This is a genomic window from Nonomuraea sp. WAC 01424 (assembly GCF_003947315.1).
Taxonomy (GTDB): Bacteria; Actinomycetota; Actinomycetes; order Streptosporangiales; family Streptosporangiaceae; genus Nonomuraea; species Nonomuraea spiralis.
This window is the reverse complement of record NZ_QHHZ01000007.1, coordinates 295203-312768: the sequence shown is the minus strand read 5'-3', so window position 1 is coordinate 312768 and position 17566 is coordinate 295203. Positions and strand designations below refer to the sequence as shown.

Genomic DNA, 17566 nt, shown 5'->3' with positions numbered 1-17566 from the left:
CATTGGCAGAGAAGGGCAGGCGTTCTGGCGTCAGGCTGACCGCTCGCGGCGCCATCGCGCTCACCCTGGTCGCCACCCTGGCCGGCTACGTGCTGACCGCCGTGCTCGGCCTGTCCTATCTGGTGGGGGCCGCGTTCGTGGGGTCGTGCCTGCTCGGCGTGCTCCTGGTCAACCGGCGCGAGCTGCTGTCCCTGGTGGTCACGCCGCCGCTGGTGTTCTTCTGCGCGACGCTCTTCGTCGAGCTGGGGCGCGCGTTCGGCTCGGTGTCGATCGTCCAGTCGCTGGCCCTCGGCCTGTACGGCTCGCTGACCCGCGGCGCGCCCTGGCTGTTCGCGGGTTCGGCGGTCGTCCTGGCCGTGGCCTGGCGGCGCGGCCTGCGCGACAACGTACGGGAGCTGCGCGAGGACCTGCGGGCGGGCGCGGAGATGCCGCGCCCGCGCCAGCCGTTCGTGCCCGAGCCGGAGGGCTACTTCGAGCCCAAGGTCTACGGCACCCCGCGCGGCGACGACTAGGACACGCGCAGGTCCTTGCGCAGCTCGTGCGGGAGCGCGAAGCGCACGTTCTCCGGCACCGACTCGACCTCGCGCACGTCGTCGAACCCGTGACCGGCCAGGCGCGCGAGCACCTCGTCGACCAGCTCCTCGGGCACCGAGGCGCCGCTGGTCACGCCGACCGTGGTGACGCCTTCGAGCCATTCGTCCTGGATGAATCCGGCGTTGTCCACCAGGTACGCGGCCTCGGCGCCGTGGTCCTTGGCCACCTCGACCAGGCGCTTGGAGTTGGAGGAGTTCTCGGAGCCGACCACGATCACGAGCTGGGCCTCGGCGGCGATCTCCTTCACCGCGACCTGCCGGTTCTGGGTGGCGTAGCAGATGTCGTCGCTCGGCGGGTCGATCAGGGTGGGGAAACGCTCCTTGAGGCGGGCGACCGTCTCGGTGGTCTCGTCGACCGACAGGGTGGTCTGCGAGAGCCACACGAGCTTGTCGGGGTCCTTCACCTGGACCTTGTCGACCGAGTCGAGGCCGTCCACGAGCTGGATGTGGTCGGGGGCCTCACCGGAGGTGCCTTCGACCTCTTCGTGGCCTTCGTGTCCGATGAGCAGGATGTCGTAGTCCTGGGCGGCGAACCGCTTCGCCTCGTTGTGGACCTTCGTGACCAGCGGGCAGGTGGCGTCGACGGTGCGCAGGCCGCGCTGCCTGGCCTCCTCGTGGACGGCCGGCGAGACGCCGTGGGCCGAGAACACCACGATCTCGCCCTCGGGCACCTCCTCGGTCTCCTCGACGAAGATGGCGCCCCTGGCCTCCAGCGTCTTGACGACGTGGGTGTTGTGCACGATCTGCTTGCGGACGTAGATCGGCGCGCCGTACTGCTCCAGGGCCTTCTCGACCGCAACCACGGCTCGATCGACTCCGGCACAGTAGCCACGTGGTTTGGCTACGAGTACTCGGCGGGAAGTGGGGGTCTGGGGCTCCATACTTCTTATGCTACGTGGAGCGGCCATCAGGGCTGCGCGTGCGTGGTCGCCCGCCGTTTGCCAGACTGGCCGTCCAATACAGACCTCCCAGGGAGATGTCATGTCCCTCAGCGACGTGATACGCAACATCGCCAGAACCGTTACCAACAAGGACGAACTCAAGGAGAAGGCCAAGGACCTGCCGCTGCTCGTCGTCCAGACCACGCTCAGTGCCGCCGGGCAGGCGTTGCTGGTGGTGGACCGGATGAAGAACTCCATCAAGGGGCTGGGCGGCGGGAAGGAGGAGGAAGAGGAGCACGACTCCCGTCCCTCCGCCGCCGAGCAGGTCGCCGTTCCGCCGGGTGAGGGTGAGAAGGCGGCGCGCAAGGAGCCGGTGATCTTCGCGCCGCGTCCGGAGGCCGCGCCCAACGGATCCTCCAAGGGCAAGCCCGACCCGGTCATCTTCGCGCCCGCCGGCAAGACCACCACCAAGACGGCCCCCGAAGCCGAGCCGACCGCCGAGCCGGTCGCGGACGCCAAGCCGGTCGCGGACGCCGAGCCGGTCGCGGACGCCGAGCCGGTCGCGGAGGCCGAGCCGGTCGCGGAGGCCGCTGTGGCTGAGGCGCCCGCCGCTGAGGCGCCGGCCGCGCCCGCCGCCGCCCCTGAGGCCGCCGCTGAGGCCACTGTTGAGGCCGCTGAGGCTCCCGAGGTGGCTGAGGCTCCCAAGAGCGCTGCGAAGGCCACGAAGAGCACCAAGGGCACGAAGGCCACCAGGACCACCAAGGCTACGAAGACCTCCAAGGCCGCCGCCGAAGCCGCCGCCACCGAGGCCCCCGCCGAAGCCGCCGTCGCGCCCGCCGCCGAAGCCGTTGCCGAGCCCGTCGCCGCGGCTCAGGACGGTGTGCTCAAGGCCGCCGCCGAGGCCACCGAGCCGGCCGCCGCCGCGGACGAGCCCAAGCACGTCCCCGCGGACCTGGCCGAGCCGCTGCCCGGCTACTCCGAGCTGACCGTCGCCTCCCTGCGCGCCAGGATGCGCGGCAAGTCCGCCGAGCAGATCGGCGACTACCTCGCCTACGAGCGGGCCACCCATGCCCGCGACGAGGTCGTGCGCATGTTTGAGAACCGCCTGGTCAAGCTGCGGGCCGGGGAATAGTCACGGCGAGCCCGTAGTCTTCCGGCATGACCTCGAAGACCACGCCCGAGTCCCCCCTGCCGATCCGTACGGTCCTGCAGATGGTGGGCGGATGGATCGGCAGGCTCGGCACGGTCTGGGTCGAGGGCCAGATCACCGATCTGAGCGCGCGTGGCGGCACGGTGTTCCTGACCCTGCGTGACCCGGTGGCCAACGTCTCGGCCCGGGTCACCGCGCCGCGCGGCGTCTACGAGGCGGCCGAGCCGCGCCCCACCGACGGCGCCAGGGTCGTGGTGCACGTCAAGCCGGATTTCTGGGTCAACAAGGGCTCGTTCGCCTTCACGGCCATGGAGATCCGGCCGGTCGGCGTGGGCGAGCTGCTGGCCAGGCTGGAGCGGCTGCGCCGGCTGCTGGCCACCGAAGGGCTGTTCAACGCCGACAGGAAGCGGCGGCTGCCGTTCCTGCCGGGCACGATCGGGCTCGTCTGCGGGCGTGACTCGGCCGCCGAGCGCGACGTGCTGGAGAACTCCCGCCGCCGGTGGCCGGCCGTGCGGTTCAAGGTGGAGGAGGTGGCCGTCCAGGGGCCGTACGCGGTCGGGGAGGTCACCGAGGCGCTGCGCAAGCTCGACGCGGACCCCGAGGTCGAGGTGATCGTGGTGGCCAGGGGCGGCGGTTCGCTGGAGGACCTGCTGCCGTTCTCGGACGAGACGCTCGTCCGCGCGGTGGCGGCCTGCCGTACCCCGGTGGTCAGCGCGATCGGCCACGAGCAGGACAGCCCGCTGCTCGACCTGGTGGCCGACGTACGCGCCTCCACGCCCACCGACGCCGCCAAGAAGGTCGTCCCCGACGTGGGCGAGCAGCTCACGCTGGTCCGCCAGCTGCGCGACCGTGGGCGCCGGGTGCTGAACGGCTGGCTCGACCGCGAGATGTCGTGGCTGACGTCGGTGCGCTCGCGGCCCTCGCTGGCCGATCCGGTACGCGAGCTCGAACGCCGGGCCGAGCAGGTCGACGCGCTGCGGGAGCGGGCCAGGCGCTCGCTGACCGGCTCGCTCGACCGGGCTACCGACGACCTCACGCACCTGCGGGCCCGCCTGGTCGCGTTGTCACCGGCGGCCACGCTGGAGCGTGGCTACGCGATCGTCCAGCATCCGTCGGGCGAGGTCGTACGCCTGGCCAAGGACGTGCCGCCGGGCACCCCGCTGACGATCAGGCTGAGCGACGACCGCCTGTCGGTCCGTACGGAGGACTAACACCCGCGCACGACGGCGGCGGCCAGGTCGGCGAGGCCGGCCTTGATGTCCTCCACCGTCATGCCGCGCTCCTCCCGCTGGAACCTGATCAGCCACGCGCTCGCCGGCGCGAGCAGCGCGTCGGCCAGGTAGGCGCAGTGGGGCCCTGGGCGGCTCTGGGCGAGCAGGCTCGACAGGTGCACGTGATGCACCTTGTACGGCCCGCTGTAGCGCGCCTTGCCCGGCCCGTTCTCCAGCAGCAGGAACAGCTCCTCCTGCTCGACGATGCGGTCGACCAGCGCGTGCAGGAACGCCGTGACCCGCTCGGCCGGCGGCGCGCCCGGCCCGAGCGGCGGCGGCCCGCTCAGGAACGCCTCCTGGAACCGCCGCTCCCGCTCGTCGATCAGCGCGAGGACGAGACCCGCCCGGTCGCCGAAGCGCCGGTAGACGGTGCCCACGCCCACGCAGGCGGCCTTGGCCACCTCGTCGAGCGAGAGCTCGTGCGCGCCGCGTTCGGCGATCATCGTGGCGGCCACTTCGATGATCTTCCGGCGGTTGCGCGCGGCGTCGGCCCGTTCGGGCTGGGGTTGCCCGACGATGGGCAATGGTCGACGTGCGCGCACGCCTGGAGCATAACCCCACTTGTAAACGGAGAGCTCTCCGGTATTCTCCGAATCGGAGAACTCTCCGATTATGAGGAGCTGAGCATGACCAACTCGTTCAACCAGCAGATCATCGACGAATTCCGGGCCAACGAGGGCCGGGTGGGCGGTCCGTTCGAGGGCGCGTCGCTGGTGCTGCTCACGACCACGGGCGCCAAGAGCGGCAGGCCGACGACCACGCCGGTGATGTACCTGCCCGACGGCGACCGCTATGTGGTCATCGCCTCCAACGCGGGCGCCGACAACCATCCGGCCTGGTACCACAACCTGCGCGCCACCCCCACGGCCACCGCCGAGGTCGGGGTCGAGACGTTCGACGTGAAGGCCGACTTCGTCGAAGGCGAGGAGCGCGACGCGCTCTACGCCCGCATGGTGGAGATCGCCCCCGGTTTCGCGGAGTACGAGGCCAAGACCAGCCGCCGCATCCCGGTGGTGGCGCTCAGCCGCACCGCTTCCTGAGGCGGCCGGCCCGATCAGAAGGGGGCGTCGTCGGCGCCCGGCTCCGAGCGCCTGGCCATCGCGGCGGCGAGCTTGACCCGGGCGCCCTGGAGCCACTCCTCGCAGACGGCCGCGAGCTTCTCGCCGCGCTCCCAGAGCTCGATCGACTGCTCCAGGGTGAGCCCGCCCGTCTCAAGGCGGCGCACCACCTCGGTCAGCTCCTCGCGGGCCTGCTCGTACGAAGGTGTCTTCTCGTCTGCCACGGCCACCACCCTAGACGCCGGCGGGCCCGGCCAGGCCTCAGCCCTTGCCGCGCTGCTGCAGGAGCCCGGCCAGCTCGGTCAGCTCCGCCCAGTCGGCCGTGCCGGTGATCACGAGGGTGACGTCGGGGAGCACGCGCACGAGCGAACGCTGCTTCTTGTCCTCGCGGAAACGCCTCTCCCAGGTCACGTCGCCGACCTGCTGGTTGCCCGCGGGTTTGGCGATGCCCGTCATGCGGTTGGCGAACTCGGCGGCCGGCTTCTCGTCGCTCTGCGCGAACATCGCGTGCTGCCTGGCGGCCGTGGCGTAGCCGAGGTAGAGCACCTGCGCGCCACCCTCGCCCTTGGCGATCCTGTTGCTGTTGGGCACCCAGCCCGACGGGTCCTTCTGCGGGGCCCACACCTGGTAGGGCACCTCGTGCCCGAAGTTGGCGACGGTGATGGAGTAGTCGAGCCGCGGGATGTGCTCCTCCCGGCTCTGCGGGGCGACGAGCATGAACAGCCCCACGCCCGCCAGACACACGAAGAGGGCTACCGCGTAGCCGTAGAAACCTTGGGTGAACCGTCGCACACTTGGCGAGGTTACCCGCTGGAGGGCGCGGTCGCCGAAGCGGCGGGCCTGATCCGGCCGATGATGGCGAGCACCTCGTCGGCCATCGCGCGGTCGCCGGAGAAGACGATCTCGGAGACGGCCGCGGCCAGGGCTCCGGTGACCACGACGACGAGCGCGGGCTCGTCCTCGAACAGGGCGGCGTTGCGCTGGGCCCACGTACGCAGGCGGTCGCGCATGACCACCTCGAAGCCGGGCGGGCCGTCGCCGCGCAGGAACAGGGCGGCCAGCTCGCGTTCCTCAAGGCAGCCGTCGAGGTAGGCGCGGGCGGCGTCGATGAACACGCGCATGGGGTCGCCCTCGCCGGCGGCGGGGGCCGTACGGGCGGCCTGCTTGGTGCGCTGGGCCTGCCGGGCCTGCCATTCCTCCCACAACGTGAGGTAGAGGTCGGCCTTGCCGGAGAAATGGTGGTAGAGACTGCCCACGCTGGCGTCGGCCTTGGCGACGACGTCCGTGACTCCGGCCTCGGCGAAGCCCTTGGAGACGAAGACCTCCCTCGCGGCCGCCAGCAGCGAACTCCGCGTCGCGGCGCCGCGCTCGGACGTGCGAGGCTGGGTCACCGCGTGTTCCACTTCGCTCATTCGATCTCCTCCACGGCCGGGGCGCATGTCCATGGTGGAGGCGAGATCTTCTACGCGCACGGGATATGGCGCAAAATCCGTTCTCCGTCATGCGGGGGCACCCATATAGATATCCCTTTTGGCCAGTCCCTGACCATCGCGCCGCAACCGTCGTGCAGGCAGGCGCGCCGGAGGGTGCAGATTATCCCCTTCTGGCCGGGAATAGACCGGCAACTACGATCGAGAGAGTTCTCAACGAGGAGGCCACTCAACATGTCCGATCAGACGTCGGTACCGGCAGCGCTCGCGACGGGCGAGCACGCCCCTGACCGCAACCTGGCGATGGAGCTGGTACGCGTGACGGAGGCGGCTGCGATGGCCGCGGCCCGCTGGGTGGGCCGGGGCGACAAGAACGGCGCCGACGGCGCGGCGGTCAACGCCATGCGCCAGCTGATCAACACGGTGTCGATGAACGGCGTGGTGGTCATCGGGGAGGGCGAGAAGGACCACGCCCCGATGTTGTACAACGGCGAGCGCGTCGGCGACGGCAGCGGCCCCGACTGCGACGTCGCGGTGGACCCGATCGACGGGACCAGGCTGACCGCGCTCGGCATGCCCGACGCGGTGTCGGTGATCGCGGTGAGCGAGCGCGGCTCGATGTACGACCCGTCCGCGGTGTTCTACATGGAGAAGCTGGTCACCGGGCCGGAGGCGGCCGACGTGGTGAACATCGAGGCGTCGGTGGCCGACAACATCAACGCGGTGGCCAGGGCCAAGCACTGCTCGCCGTCCGACGTCACGGTGGTCGTGCTGGACCGGCCGCGGCACGAGAGGCTGGTCAAGGAGATCAGGGAGACGGGCGCCCGGATCAAGTTCATCGTGGACGGCGACGTGGCCGGCGCGATCATGGCGGCCCGTGCGGGCACCGGCATCGACCTGATGCTGGGCATCGGCGGCACGCCCGAGGGCATCGTGGCCGCGTGCGCGCTCAAGTGCCTGGGCGGCGTGATCCAGGGCCGGCTGTGGCCGCGCGACGACGCCGAACGCGGCAGGGCCGTCGAGGCCGGGCACGACCTCAGCCAGGTGCTCACCACGAACGACCTGGTCAGGTCGGACGACGTGTTCTTCGCCGCGACCGGCATCACCCAGGGCGAGCTGATGCAGGGCGTACGGTTCAGGTCGGGCGCGGCGGTGACCAGCTCGCTGGTGATGCGCGGCCGGTCAGGGACCATCAGGAAGATCGAGAGCGAGCACCAGCTGTGGAAGCTGCGCGCCTACAGCGCGATCAACTTCGACACGGCCGGCTGACGCTCAGCGGCGGCGTTTGCGCTTGGGCGGTTCCTTGACCTTGACCTCGCCGGCGAAGTTCGTGGTGTGCACCTCGACCACGGGCCCGACGCCGTCGACCGGCTGCTTGGTCAGGCGGACGGTCTTGTCCTTGGTGACCCTGATCACCTCAAGACCCTCGGGCACGTGGATCTCCAGGCCGCCGAAGACCAGGGTGGCGTTGATGACGATCCGGCTGTTCTGCAGGATCGCGTCGCGGAAGTCCAGCTTGGTGGTGCCGAACATGGCCGTGACGCCCAACTCGGCGGGCACCACCCAGCGCCCGCCGCGCTGCTCCTTCTTGAAGATGGCCGACACCGGCCGGCCGTCGAGGTTGAGCGGCTGCTCCTCGGCCGGGAGCAGGTCGGCGGTGAGCCCGGCCAGGTCGCCGAGCGTACGCGCGGAGTAGACGACGCCGAGCAGCTCCTCCAGCTCGACGAGGTCGAGCCGGCCGTCGGCGTGGGCGTCCTGGAGCACCTGCGCGATGCGCTCGCGGTCGGCGTCGGAGGCGCGCAGCTCGTGGGGTTGCGGAACGCCGGGCGCGGCGGGATTGCGCCGGGCCGTCACGAACTCCTCGGCCAGCCGTTCTCCGACTTCCTGCAGCTTCGGCAACCACGATCCAGCGCGTTCGTTCACACTTCTGACGATATCCGGCGACCCGGGTAATCGCTCGCCCAAGAGCTGACCAACAAGGGCGCACATCCGCGAATCCGCCCGAGCAGCGCGCCGAACTCCCGGGCCGGTTCCACGTTCGCCTCGGCGCGCCGGAATCCTGCCGCGCTTGTCACCGTTGATCCCCGCGAGAGGCTTCTGGCCGTCGGACCCGGGAGGCGGGCGTGCATCAACCGGCACGGTGGGGACTGGGAGCGGCGGGCGTGGGCATCGCCGTGATCGTGGGCCTGGAGCTGACCAGCCTCGACGAGGTCAACCCGATCAGGCGGACGATCAGCGAGCACGGCCTCGGCCCCGGCGGGTGGATCTTCGGGGTCGCCGTGGGGCTGCTCGCGGCCGGGTCCGCCGCCATCGGCGTGTCCCTGGTGCGCAAACGGCTGGCCGGGGCGGTCGGCACGGTCGCGCTCATGGCCTGGAGCGTGGGCCTGTTCATGACGGCCTCGTTCCAGAAGCACGACTGGTCGGTCGGTCCGAGCATGAGCGGCAGCATCCACCGGATCGGCAGCTTCGTGGCCTTCCTCAGCCTGCCGCTCGCCGCCGTGGTCATCGCCCGTCCCTGGCGGCATCCGGAGCGGCGCAGGTCGGCGGTGGTGGCGTTCGGGCTGGGGGTGTGCTCGATCTTATGGGTCGCGGGCATCGGTACGGCGATGCTGATCGGCTCCGGCCACGGGCTGCCCTGGTACCGGGTCATGCCGCTCGGCCTGGTCGAACGGGGGCTGGCCGTCACCGAGGTGGCCGCGCTGCTCGCCCTCGGGGTGTGGGCGGCCGCCGGGCGGCTGGCGGCGGCCGAGCCCGCGCGGGTGGTCAGTCAGGCCGTAGAGCGGCGATGAGCTCTTCCACGTAACCGCGGAAGATCGCCGCCATGTCCACGTGGTCGGGGTCGATCAGCCACTGGGTCTGGAGGCCGTCCATCATCGCGATCAGGCGGTCGGCGTGGGCCTCGGCGTCGAGGCCGGGCCGGAACTCGCCGCGTTCGACGCCCAGGCGCAGCGAGGCCGCGACGTCGGCGCGCAGCCGCCGGTAGCGCCGCCTGGCCCACTCGTGGCCGGGGTGGCCAGGGGTCACCGCCTCGCCGCTGATCACCGAGAAGAGCTGGACGAGACCCGGCACCCGCGCGTTGTGGTCGACGACGTCGGCCAGGGCGCGCAGCGCGTCGGCGCCGCCCTCCCGGCCGGGCCCGAACCTGCGCTGGTCGAGTTCGTCGCGGTAGTCGAGCACCGCGACGAGCAGGCGTTCCTTGCTCTTGAAGTGGTGGAGCAGGCCGGCCTGGGAGAGCTCGACCCGCTCGGCGATGCGGGCCAGCGACGCGCCGCGGTAGCCGTTGTCGGCGAACTCCAGGAGGGCGGCGGCCAGGATGCGCTCCTTGCGCGCCTCTCCGGTCGCGTAACCCCGTTTCACCCCGGCACCTTATCTGCTGCTGGCGTACGGCCCTGACCAGCCGCTAACCTGACTCCGCCTCACGTTTTGATTACCCCCCGATCAGGAGGCCGTCGTGCCGTCCCCACGTGATCGCCAGGCCCGTACCGCCACATTCGTCGTGTACGGCGTGCAGGGCCTCTCCTTCGCCACCCTGCTCGTCCAGGTGGCCAGCCTCCAGGGCAAGCTGGAACTCACCGACGGGGCGCTCACGCTCCTGCTGCTGATCGTGCCCGTCTTCGCCGGCGTGGGCAGCGTCGGCGCGGGCACGTTCGCCGCCCGCTACGGCAGCAAGCTGCTCCTGCGCGTCGCGCAGCCCGCCGAGGCGCTCGCCGTGGTGCTCACCGGCCTCGCGCCCTCGGTGCCGCTGGCCGTGCCCGCGCTGCTGCTGTTCGGCCTGGCGGTCGGCGCGGTGGACGCGGGGATGAACATGCAGGGCGTGGCGGTCGAGCGCCGCTACGGCACCGCCGTGCTGAACGGTTTCCACTGCCTGTGGAGCGTCCTCAGCCTGGCGGGCGCCCTGTGGGCGGTGTACGCGGCCGGCCGGATCTCGCTGGCCGTCACGATGGCGATCCCGATGGTCCTGGCGCTGGCCGGCTCGCTCTACGCCGGGCCGAAGTTGTGCACGATCGCCGAGGAGAAGGTCGAGAACGTCGTCGAGGCCGCGACCGGCAAGTTCCCGTGGCGGCCGATCATCCCGCTCTGCCTGGCCATGGGCTTCCTCTACATCGGCGACGCGGCGGTGTCGAACTTCGCGACCGTCTTCATGGGCAAGGCCCTGCTCGCCCAGGACAGCGTGGCCAAGCTGGCCTACAGCGTCTACCAGGGCGCGACCCTGGCCGTACGGCTCGGCGGCGAGGGCGCGGTCCGCCGCTACGGCCCGGCGGCCATCGTCAGGCTCGGCGGCGCACTGGCCACGCTGGGCTTCCTCGGGGTCGTGGTGGCCCCGAGCCAGCCGCTGGCGATCGTCGCGTTCGGGCTGACCGGGCTCGGGCTGTCGGTGGTGGCGCCGCAGTCGTTCTCGGCGGCGGGCAAGCTCGACCCGGCGGGCACCGGGGTGGCCATCGCCAGGGTCAACCTCTTCAACTACGTGGGCTTCATCGTGGGCGCGGCGCTGATCGGCGGCATCGCCGACGCCGCGGACTGGCGGGTGGCGTTCGTCGCGCCGCTGCTGCTGGCCGGCGTGATCATCGCACTGGCACCGGGCTTCGCGCCCAGGCGGGCCGCCGCCGAGGCGTAGCCCGCCGCTCAGGCGCGCACCTCGGCCACCAGTACGGGACGGGACTCGCGCAGCGACAGGTCTGCGGCCTCGGCGACGTACAGGGCGGCCAGGGCGTCCTCGACCGAGCACAGGCCCTCGCCGCCGCGCAGGAAGGCGTCGATCTCGGCCGCGTACGCCGCGCCGAACCTGGCCACGAAGTCGGGCCAGGGCGGGCCGGGCGGTTGCAGGCCCTCGGCGCTGCGCAGCGGGGCACGCGGGCCGAGCCCGACCGCCTGGGTGCCCTTCGTGCCCGCCAGTTCCATGCGCACGTCGTAGCCGGCGCCGTTGTAGCGGGAGCCCTGGAGCGTGGCCAGCGTGCCGTCGTCCAGGGTGAGCAGGGCGGCGCTGTTGTCCACGTCGCCGGCCTGCGCGAAGAAGGCCGCGCCGCGGTTCGCGCCGGCGGCGTACACCGAGACGACCTCGCGGCCGGTCACCCAGCGCAGGATGTCGAAGTCGTGCACGTGGCAGTCGCGGAAGACGCCTCCGGACAGCGGGACGTACTCGGCCGGCGGCGGCGCCGGATCGGCCGTGACCAGGTGGACGCGGTGCAGCTCGCCCAGTTCCCCGGCCCGCAGCGCCGCGGCGGCGGCCCGGTAACCGGGGTCGAACCTGCGCTGGAACCCGATGCCCACCCGGTTACCCGCGCTCGCCTCCAGCACCTTGACCGTCTCGGCGACCGTGCCCGCCGCCGGCTTCTCGCAGAAGGCGGGGACGCCCAGCTCGCAGGCCCGTACGAGGAGCTCGGCGTGCGTGGCCGTCGGCGTGGCGATGACCACGGCGTCGGCCTCGAACGGGTCCCCCGGCCTGCCGTACGGCGAGGTGCGGACCGGGTCGGCCACGATCAGCTCGTCGACCAGGGGATGCGCGGCGAGGTTCGCGGCGTGGAAGGCGCCGATCCGGCCCAGGCCCAGCAGTCCCACACGCATGCCGCCTCCAGCGGGGTTCCGAACGGGCTTTTCTCCTCAGTCCATACTATGTCCAGACATATGGACTTTTAAGCCTTGAACGGCCTCCGCGGCCTGATGGACCGGGACCCGCGCGAACCCGACCACGACCGCCGGAGGGCCGGGCGAGAACCGCATCGGCCCGACCGGCTCGGCGGACAGGCCGATGCCCTGGGCGGCGCGGACGACCCGGAGCTCGTCCCAGCCGTCCGGCAGGTCGAGGCAGACGTGCAGACCGGCGTCGATGCCGCGTACGCGGATCTCCGGCAGTTCCTCGGCCAGCGCCCTGACCAGCGCGTCCCGGCGGCGGCGGTATTCCCTGCGCATGCGCCGCAGATGCTTGTCGTAGCCGCCGGTACGCAGGAAGTGGGCCAGCGCGTACTGCTCGATGACCGGGGAGCCGAGGTCGAGCTCGCCCCGGGCGCGGCGGATCGCGGCGGCCAGGCCGTCGGGGGCGGCGACCCAGCCGAGCCGCAGGCCGGGCGCGAGCGCCTTGCTGACGCTGCCCGAGAGGATCACCTGGTCGGGGGCCAGTCCTTGCAGGCAGCCGACCGGGTCGCGGTCGAAGCGGAACTCGGCGTCGTAGTCGTCCTCAAGGATCATCCGGTCGCCCGCGCGGGCCCACTCCAGGAGCGCGGCCCGCCTGGCCGGGGAGAGCACGACGCCCGTCGGGTACTGGTGGGCGGGCGTGACCAGCACCGCGTCGCCGTCCAGGGCGTCCACGGTCAGGCCCTCGTCGTCCACGGGCACGGGCACCAGGCGGGCTCCCGCGCGCTCCAGCAGCGGGACCTGGCGGTGGCTGGCAGGGTCCTCCACGATCAGGCGCAGCCCGCGTCCCCGGGCCAGGACGTGCAGCACCAGGCTCAGGCCCTGGGCCACGCCGCCCACGATGGCCAGGTTGTCCGGGTGCACGTCCGCCGCCCTGACCCGTCTCAGGTAGCCGGCCAGCTCCTCGCGCAGCTCGGGGACGCCGCCGGGGTCGCCGTAGTCGAGCGCGTCGGACGGCACCGTCGCCAGGACGTGCCGTACGGCCGACAACCAGCGCTCCCGGGGGAAGTGGCCGAGATCGGGGGACGTGGCCCGGTGCCCGTGGTACGGCCCGCAGGCGCCCCCGTCGGTCACCGGCTCCGGCCGGGCGGCCCGTACGGCGCCCAGCGGGGCCACCTCGGTCCCGGCCCCCACCCGCGAGACCAGGAACCCCTCGGCCACGAGCTGCTCGTACGCCTCCACCACCACGCCCCTGGAGACCTGGAGGTCGGCGGCGAGGTCGCGGGTGGCGGGCAGGCGGGTGCCGGGCACGGGCCGCCCGAGGCGCACGCTCTCGCGCAGCTCGGACGCGATCTGCCCAGCAATACCCCCCAGGTCCCGATTTATCTGGATGTGGAGGTCAGCCATATTGGTCCTGTCATATAGCGGGAGATTGGACTGTTTGGATGAACCATTCTCTCCCTAGCATCCTCTCCATGAGAAACGGAATCGCCGGAGCAGCGACGGCCATGTTCCTGGTCGGCACTCTGGCCGGGGTGTCCGGCCTGATCGGCTCCTATCCCGTGTACGGCGGCCAGGCCGTGCGCTACCTCGCGGCCGCCGCCGTCCTGCTGGTCATCACCCGGGCGCTCGGCCTGCGGTTCGTCCGGCTGACCCGGCGCGAGACCCTGTACCTCGGCGGGCTCACCCTGCTCGGCCTGGTGATCTTCAACGTGTGCGTCGTGGAGTCCACCCGGGCCTCGGGGCCGGCGCTGGTCGGGACCGTTCTCGGCACCGTGCCGCTGGCTCTCGCGCTGGCCGGGGGACGTCCCGCGCCGCGCCTGCTGGTGGGGGCGTCGGTGGTGGTGGCCGGGGCGACGCTGGCCACCGGGCTCGGCAGCGGCAACCCGACCGGCCTGCTGTGGGCGCTCGGCGCGCTGGTGGGCGAGGTCAGCTTCTCCATGCTGGCCATCCCCCTGCTGCCGAAGCTGGGGGCGATCCGGGTGTCGGCGTACTCGACGGCGCTGGCGGTGCCCATGCTGGCGGTGATCGGCCTGGTCAAGGAGGGCACGGCCATGTTCAGGGTGCCGAGCGCGGCCGAGACGCTGGGCTTCTCGTACCTGGCGGTGGTGGTCACGGTCGGGGCCTTCTTCCTCTGGTACACCTCGCTGCCCAGGCTCGGGCCGGGGCTCGCCGGGCTGTTCGCGGGGCTCATCCCGGTCGGCGCGATCGTCACGGGCCTTCTGCTCGGCATCGCGACGCCGTCGGTCTACGACCTGGCGGGGGCCGGACTGGTGATCGCGGGCATCCTGGTGGGGCTCACGGCGCGGCGTTCTCCGGGGGCCGTACCGGTCCCGGGATGACCACCGAAAGGGGGGCGTACCCTCTATGGACATGGACTTCGACTACACCGATCTGCTCCCTTTGGGCGCCGATGAGACCGAGTATCGGCTGATCACGTCGGAGGGGGTGCGGAAGGTCGAAGCGGCTGGGCGTACGTTCCTGGAGGTCGAGCCGGAGGCGTTGCGGCTGCTCACCGAGACCGCGATCCACGACATCTCCCACTTCCTGCGTACGTCGCACCTGGCCCAGCTCCGCAAGATCGTCGATGACCCCGAGTCCAGCGGCAACGACCGGTTCGTCGCCCTCGACCTGCTGAAGAACGCGTCCATCTCGGCGGGCGGCGTGCTGCCGATGTGCCAGGACACCGGCACCGCGATCATCATGGGCAAGCGCGGCCGCCACGTACTGACCGACGGCCAGGACGCCGAGCACCTCTCGCACGGCGTCTACGACGCCTACACCAAGCTCAACCTGCGTTACTCCCAGATGGCCCCGCTGACCATGTGGGAGGAGAAGAACACCGGCAGCAACCTGCCCGCGCAGATCGAGCTCTACGCCGAGGACCCCCACGGCCACGCCGACGAGTACAAGCTGCTGTTCATGGCCAAGGGCGGCGGCTCGGCCAACAAGTCGTTCCTCTACCAGGAGACCAAGGCGGTGCTCAACGAGAAGCGCATGCTGGCGTTCCTGGAGGAGAAGATCCGCTCGCTGGGCACCGCGGCCTGCCCGCCGTACCACCTGGCCGTGGTGGTGGGCGGCACGTCCGCCGAGTTCGCGCTGAAGACCGCCAAGTACGCCAGCGCCCGCTACCTCGACTCCATCCCCACCGAGGGCTCGCCCTCCGGCCACGGCTTCCGCGACCTGGAGCTGGAGGCCAAGGTCTTCGAGCTGACGCAGAAGCTCGGCATCGGCGCGCAGTTCGGCGGCAAGTACTTCTGCCACGACGTACGCGTGATCCGCCTGCCCCGGCACGGCGCGTCCTGCCCGGTGGCCATCGCGGTGTCGTGCTCGGCCGACCGCCAGGCGCTGGCCAAGATCACGGCTGAGGGCGTGTTCCTGGAGAAGCTGGAGACCGACCCGGCCCGCTTCCTGCCGGAGACCACCGACGAGCACCTGTCGGACGACGTCGTACGGGTCGACCTCAACAGGCCGATGCCGGAGATCCTCGCCGAGCTGACGAAGTACCCCGTCAAGACCCGGCTCTCGCTCACCGGCCCGCTCGTCGTCGCCCGCGACATCGCGCACGCGAAGATCGCCGAGCTGCTGGACGACGGCGGCGAGATGCCGCAGTACCTCAAGGACCACGCGGTCTACTACGCCGGCCCGGCCAAGACCCCCGAGGGCTACGCCTCCGGCTCGTTCGGCCCGACCACGGCCGGCCGCATGGACTCCTACGTCGGACGGTTCCAGGCGGCGGGCGGTTCGATGGTCATGCTGGCCAAGGGCAACAGGTCCAAGCAGGTGACCGAGGCGTGCCAGGAGTACGGCGGCTTCTACCTGGGCTCGATCGGCGGCCCGGCCGCCCGGCTGGCCCAGGACTGCATCAAGAAGGTCGAGGTGCTCGAATACCCCGAGCTGGGGATGGAGGCGGTGTGGAAGATCGAGGTCGAGGACTTCCCCGCCTTCATCGTCGTGGACGACAAGGGTGACGACTTCTTCACCGACCGCACCGGACCGGTGCTGAGCATCGGGCGCAGGTAGGCCCGAGCGCGTCGAAGGGTGCCGGGCGGGCGGTCGCGCCCCTCGGCACCGGACGACGGGGGTTGCCCTCGGGCCGGGGAGGCCCGCCGGGGCTCAGGCCGCGACGATCGCTCGGTGGGGGGCGACGACGCTGCCGTCAGGCAGGAGCAGACCCGTGTCCTCGAACAGCACCACGCCGTTGCAGAGGAGGCTCCAGCCCTGGTCGGGGTGGGCCGAGATCACGTGCGAACGCTCACGGTCGGGCGAGTCCGCACTGGGGCATACGGGAAAGTGAATGCACATCATCGCGCACCTCTCAGATGGCGCTCCTGCTTCCTGCTGGTCAAAAGGGCAACTGTCGCCCCGACGGCGTGCGAAGGTCCAGTGCGGCTGTGGTCGGCTTCTTCGGCCGGCGGCGAACCTGTGTCTGGCGCATCTTCATCACGTCCTTCAACTTCTGTCGTCAGTGGAACCTTCGGCGTATTCCCCCAGTTTGGCGGCCGACACCGACACTTTCGGCGCTTCTGGGTGCTCGCCTGCTCTCATGGGATAACCATGCCCCCGTCCCCTTTCGGCACCCTTACAGCTTGCTGACGGTGCCTCGTGGTTCCTGTCAATCAGCCTGCCGTACGGCTGAAAGTCCCCTACTAGGCATCATGCACATTTATCGGGAAGACGGGTGTGCCGAACGTCACAACCGCGCTGACGTGCACTAACGCGGACAAAGCGCGCATCCCCGGTAGGAATGCGCGCTCTGTGGATGTGTCAGGCGGCGTAGGACGGGTAACCGTAGCCGACGACCTGCGACGTCGGGCGGACGCGCTCCTCGACCTTGCCGTTGCCGGTGTTGCCCTCGATCGTGGAGATCGTGCCGTCGCCGTTGTCCTTGACGACGAAGCCGACGTGCTGGATGGCGCTCAGGTCCTTGCTGCCGTTCCAGGCGAAGAAGACCACGGCGCCGGGCTTGGCCTCGGTGCCCCAGCGGTCGTTGGCGGCGAACCACTTGGCGTGGGCCACGGTGTAGGCGTCCCAGCCGACCTGCGGGCGGGCGCCGGTCTGCTCACCGACCCAGGAGACGAACATCGAGCACCAGGCGGCGTTGACGTAGTCCTGGCGGCTGCCGCCGTCACGGGCGACGGTCTCGCCGGCGCGCTGCGAGGAGGCGTACCACTTCTGGAACTTGGTGCCGCCGCCGTTGGCGTCCTCGGTGGTGCCGACCTGGGCCTTGGCGGTGGCCAGGACCTGGGCGGCGGTGACGTTCACCCTGCCCTGGGCCGACCCCTGCGCGGCGGACTCCTGCGCGGCGGTCTTGGTGCCGGTCACGTGCGCGGTCTCGGCGTTGACGGCGGCGGCGGCGCCCAGAGCGGTCACGGCGATGGTCGCGCCGAGAGCGAGCTTGGCGATATGGGTACTGGTCATCATGGCGTGCTTGGCCATCGGGGGGTGCTCCTTTGCTCACCGTCCGCGCATGAGGCACGGCGGGTCACAGGTGTGAATCCTGCGATGGGTGATGACGACAGATCTGCGGGGGCGCCTCGACACGGCTGCCCTGCCGTCGCGGTACAAGTAGCTACAACAGCGCCCTGACCTGGGTAATTCCCATCCCAAGAAAT

The 17566-nt window shown here is 71.2% G+C and carries 20 protein-coding genes; 9 read left to right on the top strand and 11 right to left on the bottom strand.

Annotated features, from left to right (window positions below):
* Nucleotides 1-2 precede the first annotated feature (2 nt).
* Nucleotides 3-512: a DUF6542 domain-containing protein gene (locus tag DMB42_RS21295; protein WP_125636718.1), complete on the top strand. Its 510-nt coding sequence runs from the start codon at nucleotides 3-5 to the stop codon at nucleotides 510-512.
* On the opposite strand, the gene DMB42_RS21290 is transcribed toward DMB42_RS21295, so the two are convergent.
* Nucleotides 509-1474: a 4-hydroxy-3-methylbut-2-enyl diphosphate reductase gene (locus tag DMB42_RS21290; RefSeq protein ID WP_125636717.1), complete on the bottom strand. Its 966-nt coding sequence runs from the start codon at nucleotides 1472-1474 to the stop codon at nucleotides 509-511. The two genes, DMB42_RS21295 and DMB42_RS21290, sit on opposite strands and share 4 nt — an antisense overlap.
* Before the next feature lie 100 nt (nucleotides 1475-1574).
* On the opposite strand from DMB42_RS21290, the gene DMB42_RS53325 reads away from it, so the two are divergent.
* Together DMB42_RS53325 and xseA are read left to right on the top strand one after the other, a co-directional pair.
* The gene (locus DMB42_RS53325; RefSeq protein WP_125636716.1) at nucleotides 1575-2606 is read left to right on the top strand and encodes a hypothetical protein; all 1032 of its coding nucleotides are present in this window, start codon (nucleotides 1575-1577) and stop codon (nucleotides 2604-2606) included.
* Nucleotides 2607-2632: 26 nt separating this feature from the next.
* A complete protein-coding gene (gene xseA, locus DMB42_RS21280; protein WP_125636715.1) occupies nucleotides 2633-3835 on the top strand; it encodes an exodeoxyribonuclease VII large subunit in 1203 nt (400 codons plus the stop codon).
* Here the strand turns inward: xseA and DMB42_RS21275 are convergent.
* Nucleotides 3832-4437 carry a TetR/AcrR family transcriptional regulator gene (locus tag DMB42_RS21275; protein ID WP_125636714.1) on the bottom strand — a complete coding sequence of 202 codons (606 nt, stop codon included), beginning with the start codon at nucleotides 4435-4437 and terminating at the stop codon, nucleotides 3832-3834. The two genes, xseA and DMB42_RS21275, sit on opposite strands and share 4 nt — an antisense overlap.
* An 84-nt stretch (nucleotides 4438-4521) precedes the next feature.
* Between DMB42_RS21275 and DMB42_RS21270 the strand changes: the two genes are divergently transcribed.
* Complete coding sequence (locus tag DMB42_RS21270) at nucleotides 4522-4935, top strand: nitroreductase family deazaflavin-dependent oxidoreductase (RefSeq protein ID WP_125636713.1); 414 nt, start codon at nucleotides 4522-4524, stop codon at nucleotides 4933-4935.
* A gap of 14 nt (nucleotides 4936-4949) precedes the next feature.
* On the opposite strand, the gene DMB42_RS21265 is transcribed toward DMB42_RS21270, so the two are convergent.
* Genes DMB42_RS21265 through DMB42_RS21255 form a run of 3 tightly spaced genes read right to left on the bottom strand, consistent with a single transcriptional unit; the run spans nucleotide 4950 to nucleotide 6365 of the window.
* On the bottom strand, nucleotides 4950-5177 hold the full coding sequence (locus DMB42_RS21265; protein WP_125636712.1) for an exodeoxyribonuclease VII small subunit: 228 nt from the start codon (nucleotides 5175-5177) through the stop codon (nucleotides 4950-4952).
* Nucleotides 5178-5214: 37 nt separating this feature from the next.
* The gene (locus DMB42_RS21260; RefSeq protein WP_125636711.1) at nucleotides 5215-5745 is read right to left on the bottom strand and encodes a DUF4245 domain-containing protein; all 531 of its coding nucleotides are present in this window, start codon (nucleotides 5743-5745) and stop codon (nucleotides 5215-5217) included.
* An 11-nt stretch (nucleotides 5746-5756) separates the two neighbouring features.
* On the bottom strand, nucleotides 5757-6365 hold the full coding sequence (locus DMB42_RS21255; protein ID WP_125636710.1) for a TetR/AcrR family transcriptional regulator: 609 nt from the start codon (nucleotides 6363-6365) through the stop codon (nucleotides 5757-5759).
* 252 nt (nucleotides 6366-6617) lie between these two features.
* Here DMB42_RS21255 and glpX point away from each other — a divergent pair, with 252 nt between their 5' ends.
* Nucleotides 6618-7652, top strand: coding sequence for a class II fructose-bisphosphatase (gene glpX, locus DMB42_RS21250; protein WP_125636709.1), 1035 nt, complete (start codon nucleotides 6618-6620; stop codon nucleotides 7650-7652).
* A gap of 3 nt (nucleotides 7653-7655) precedes the next feature.
* On the opposite strand, the gene DMB42_RS21245 is transcribed toward glpX, so the two are convergent.
* Nucleotides 7656-8306 carry a DUF1707 domain-containing protein gene (locus DMB42_RS21245; protein WP_185844782.1) on the bottom strand — a complete coding sequence of 217 codons (651 nt, stop codon included), beginning with the start codon at nucleotides 8304-8306 and terminating at the stop codon, nucleotides 7656-7658.
* A 200-nt stretch (nucleotides 8307-8506) separates the two neighbouring features.
* Here DMB42_RS21245 and DMB42_RS21240 point away from each other — a divergent pair, with 200 nt between their 5' ends.
* Entirely contained in the window at nucleotides 8507-9172 is a 666-nt protein-coding gene (locus DMB42_RS21240; protein WP_125636707.1) for a DUF998 domain-containing protein, read from the top strand.
* Here the strand turns inward: DMB42_RS21240 and DMB42_RS21235 are convergent.
* A complete protein-coding gene (locus DMB42_RS21235; protein WP_125636706.1) occupies nucleotides 9147-9740 on the bottom strand; it encodes a TetR/AcrR family transcriptional regulator in 594 nt (197 codons plus the stop codon). The two genes, DMB42_RS21240 and DMB42_RS21235, sit on opposite strands and share 26 nt — an antisense overlap.
* 94 nt (nucleotides 9741-9834) lie before the next feature.
* Between DMB42_RS21235 and DMB42_RS21230 the strand changes: the two genes are divergently transcribed.
* The gene (locus DMB42_RS21230) at nucleotides 9835-10998 is read left to right on the top strand and encodes an MFS transporter (RefSeq protein ID WP_125636705.1); all 1164 of its coding nucleotides are present in this window, start codon (nucleotides 9835-9837) and stop codon (nucleotides 10996-10998) included.
* Between the two features lie 8 nt (nucleotides 10999-11006).
* Here the strand turns inward: DMB42_RS21230 and DMB42_RS21225 are convergent, their stop codons facing one another.
* Both DMB42_RS21225 and DMB42_RS21220 read right to left on the bottom strand, forming a co-directional pair.
* Nucleotides 11007-11945: a Gfo/Idh/MocA family oxidoreductase gene (locus DMB42_RS21225; protein WP_125636704.1), complete on the bottom strand. Its 939-nt coding sequence runs from the start codon at nucleotides 11943-11945 to the stop codon at nucleotides 11007-11009.
* Nucleotides 11946-11981: 36 nt separating this feature from the next.
* Nucleotides 11982-13358 (bottom strand): PLP-dependent aminotransferase family protein, encoded by a 1377-nt coding sequence (locus tag DMB42_RS21220; protein ID WP_125636703.1) that lies wholly within the window; start codon nucleotides 13356-13358, stop codon nucleotides 11982-11984.
* Nucleotides 13359-13426: 68 nt separating this feature from the next.
* Here DMB42_RS21220 and DMB42_RS21215 point away from each other — a divergent pair, with 68 nt between their 5' ends.
* Together DMB42_RS21215 and DMB42_RS21210 are read left to right on the top strand one after the other, a co-directional pair.
* Nucleotides 13427-14293, top strand: coding sequence for a DMT family transporter (locus tag DMB42_RS21215; protein ID WP_125636702.1), 867 nt, complete (start codon nucleotides 13427-13429; stop codon nucleotides 14291-14293).
* 31 nt (nucleotides 14294-14324) lie between these two features.
* A complete protein-coding gene (locus DMB42_RS21210) occupies nucleotides 14325-15974 on the top strand; it encodes a fumarate hydratase (protein WP_125636701.1) in 1650 nt (549 codons plus the stop codon).
* Between the two features lie 93 nt (nucleotides 15975-16067).
* Here DMB42_RS21210 and DMB42_RS21205 read toward each other — a convergent pair whose 3' ends face one another.
* A complete protein-coding gene (locus DMB42_RS21205) occupies nucleotides 16068-16256 on the bottom strand; it encodes a DUF5999 family protein (RefSeq protein WP_125636875.1) in 189 nt (62 codons plus the stop codon).
* 462 nt (nucleotides 16257-16718) lie between these two features.
* Nucleotides 16719-17390, bottom strand: coding sequence for a CHAP domain-containing protein (locus DMB42_RS21200; protein WP_125636700.1), 672 nt, complete (start codon nucleotides 17388-17390; stop codon nucleotides 16719-16721).
* Between the last annotated feature and the right edge of the window lie 176 nt (nucleotides 17391-17566).

What these genes read in the sequence shown, in the direction of transcription:
- DMB42_RS21290 (WP_125636717.1), bottom strand. Translation starts at nt 1,474, where the DNA reads ATGGAGCCCCAGACCCCCACTTCCCGCCGAGTACTCGTAGCCAAACCA.
- DMB42_RS53325 (WP_125636716.1), top strand. Translation starts at nt 1,575, where the DNA reads ATGTCCCTCAGCGACGTGATACGCAACATCGCCAGAACCGTTACCAAC.
- xseA (WP_125636715.1), top strand. Translation starts at nt 2,633, where the DNA reads ATGACCTCGAAGACCACGCCCGAGTCCCCCCTGCCGATCCGTACGGTC.
- DMB42_RS21270 (WP_125636713.1), top strand. Translation starts at nt 4,522, where the DNA reads ATGACCAACTCGTTCAACCAGCAGATCATCGACGAATTCCGGGCCAAC.
- DMB42_RS21255 (WP_125636710.1), bottom strand. Translation starts at nt 6,365, where the DNA reads ATGAGCGAAGTGGAACACGCGGTGACCCAGCCTCGCACGTCCGAGCGC.
- glpX (WP_125636709.1), top strand. Translation starts at nt 6,618, where the DNA reads ATGTCCGATCAGACGTCGGTACCGGCAGCGCTCGCGACGGGCGAGCAC.
- DMB42_RS21225 (WP_125636704.1), bottom strand. Translation starts at nt 11,945, where the DNA reads ATGCGTGTGGGACTGCTGGGCCTGGGCCGGATCGGCGCCTTCCACGCC.
- DMB42_RS21220 (WP_125636703.1), bottom strand. Translation starts at nt 13,358, where the DNA reads ATGGCTGACCTCCACATCCAGATAAATCGGGACCTGGGGGGTATTGCT.
- DMB42_RS21215 (WP_125636702.1), top strand. Translation starts at nt 13,427, where the DNA reads ATGAGAAACGGAATCGCCGGAGCAGCGACGGCCATGTTCCTGGTCGGC.
- DMB42_RS21210 (WP_125636701.1), top strand. Translation starts at nt 14,325, where the DNA reads ATGGACTTCGACTACACCGATCTGCTCCCTTTGGGCGCCGATGAGACC.
- DMB42_RS21205 (WP_125636875.1), bottom strand. Translation starts at nt 16,256, where the DNA reads ATGTGCATTCACTTTCCCGTATGCCCCAGTGCGGACTCGCCCGACCGT.
- DMB42_RS21200 (WP_125636700.1), bottom strand. Translation starts at nt 17,390, where the DNA reads ATGGCCAAGCACGCCATGATGACCAGTACCCATATCGCCAAGCTCGCT.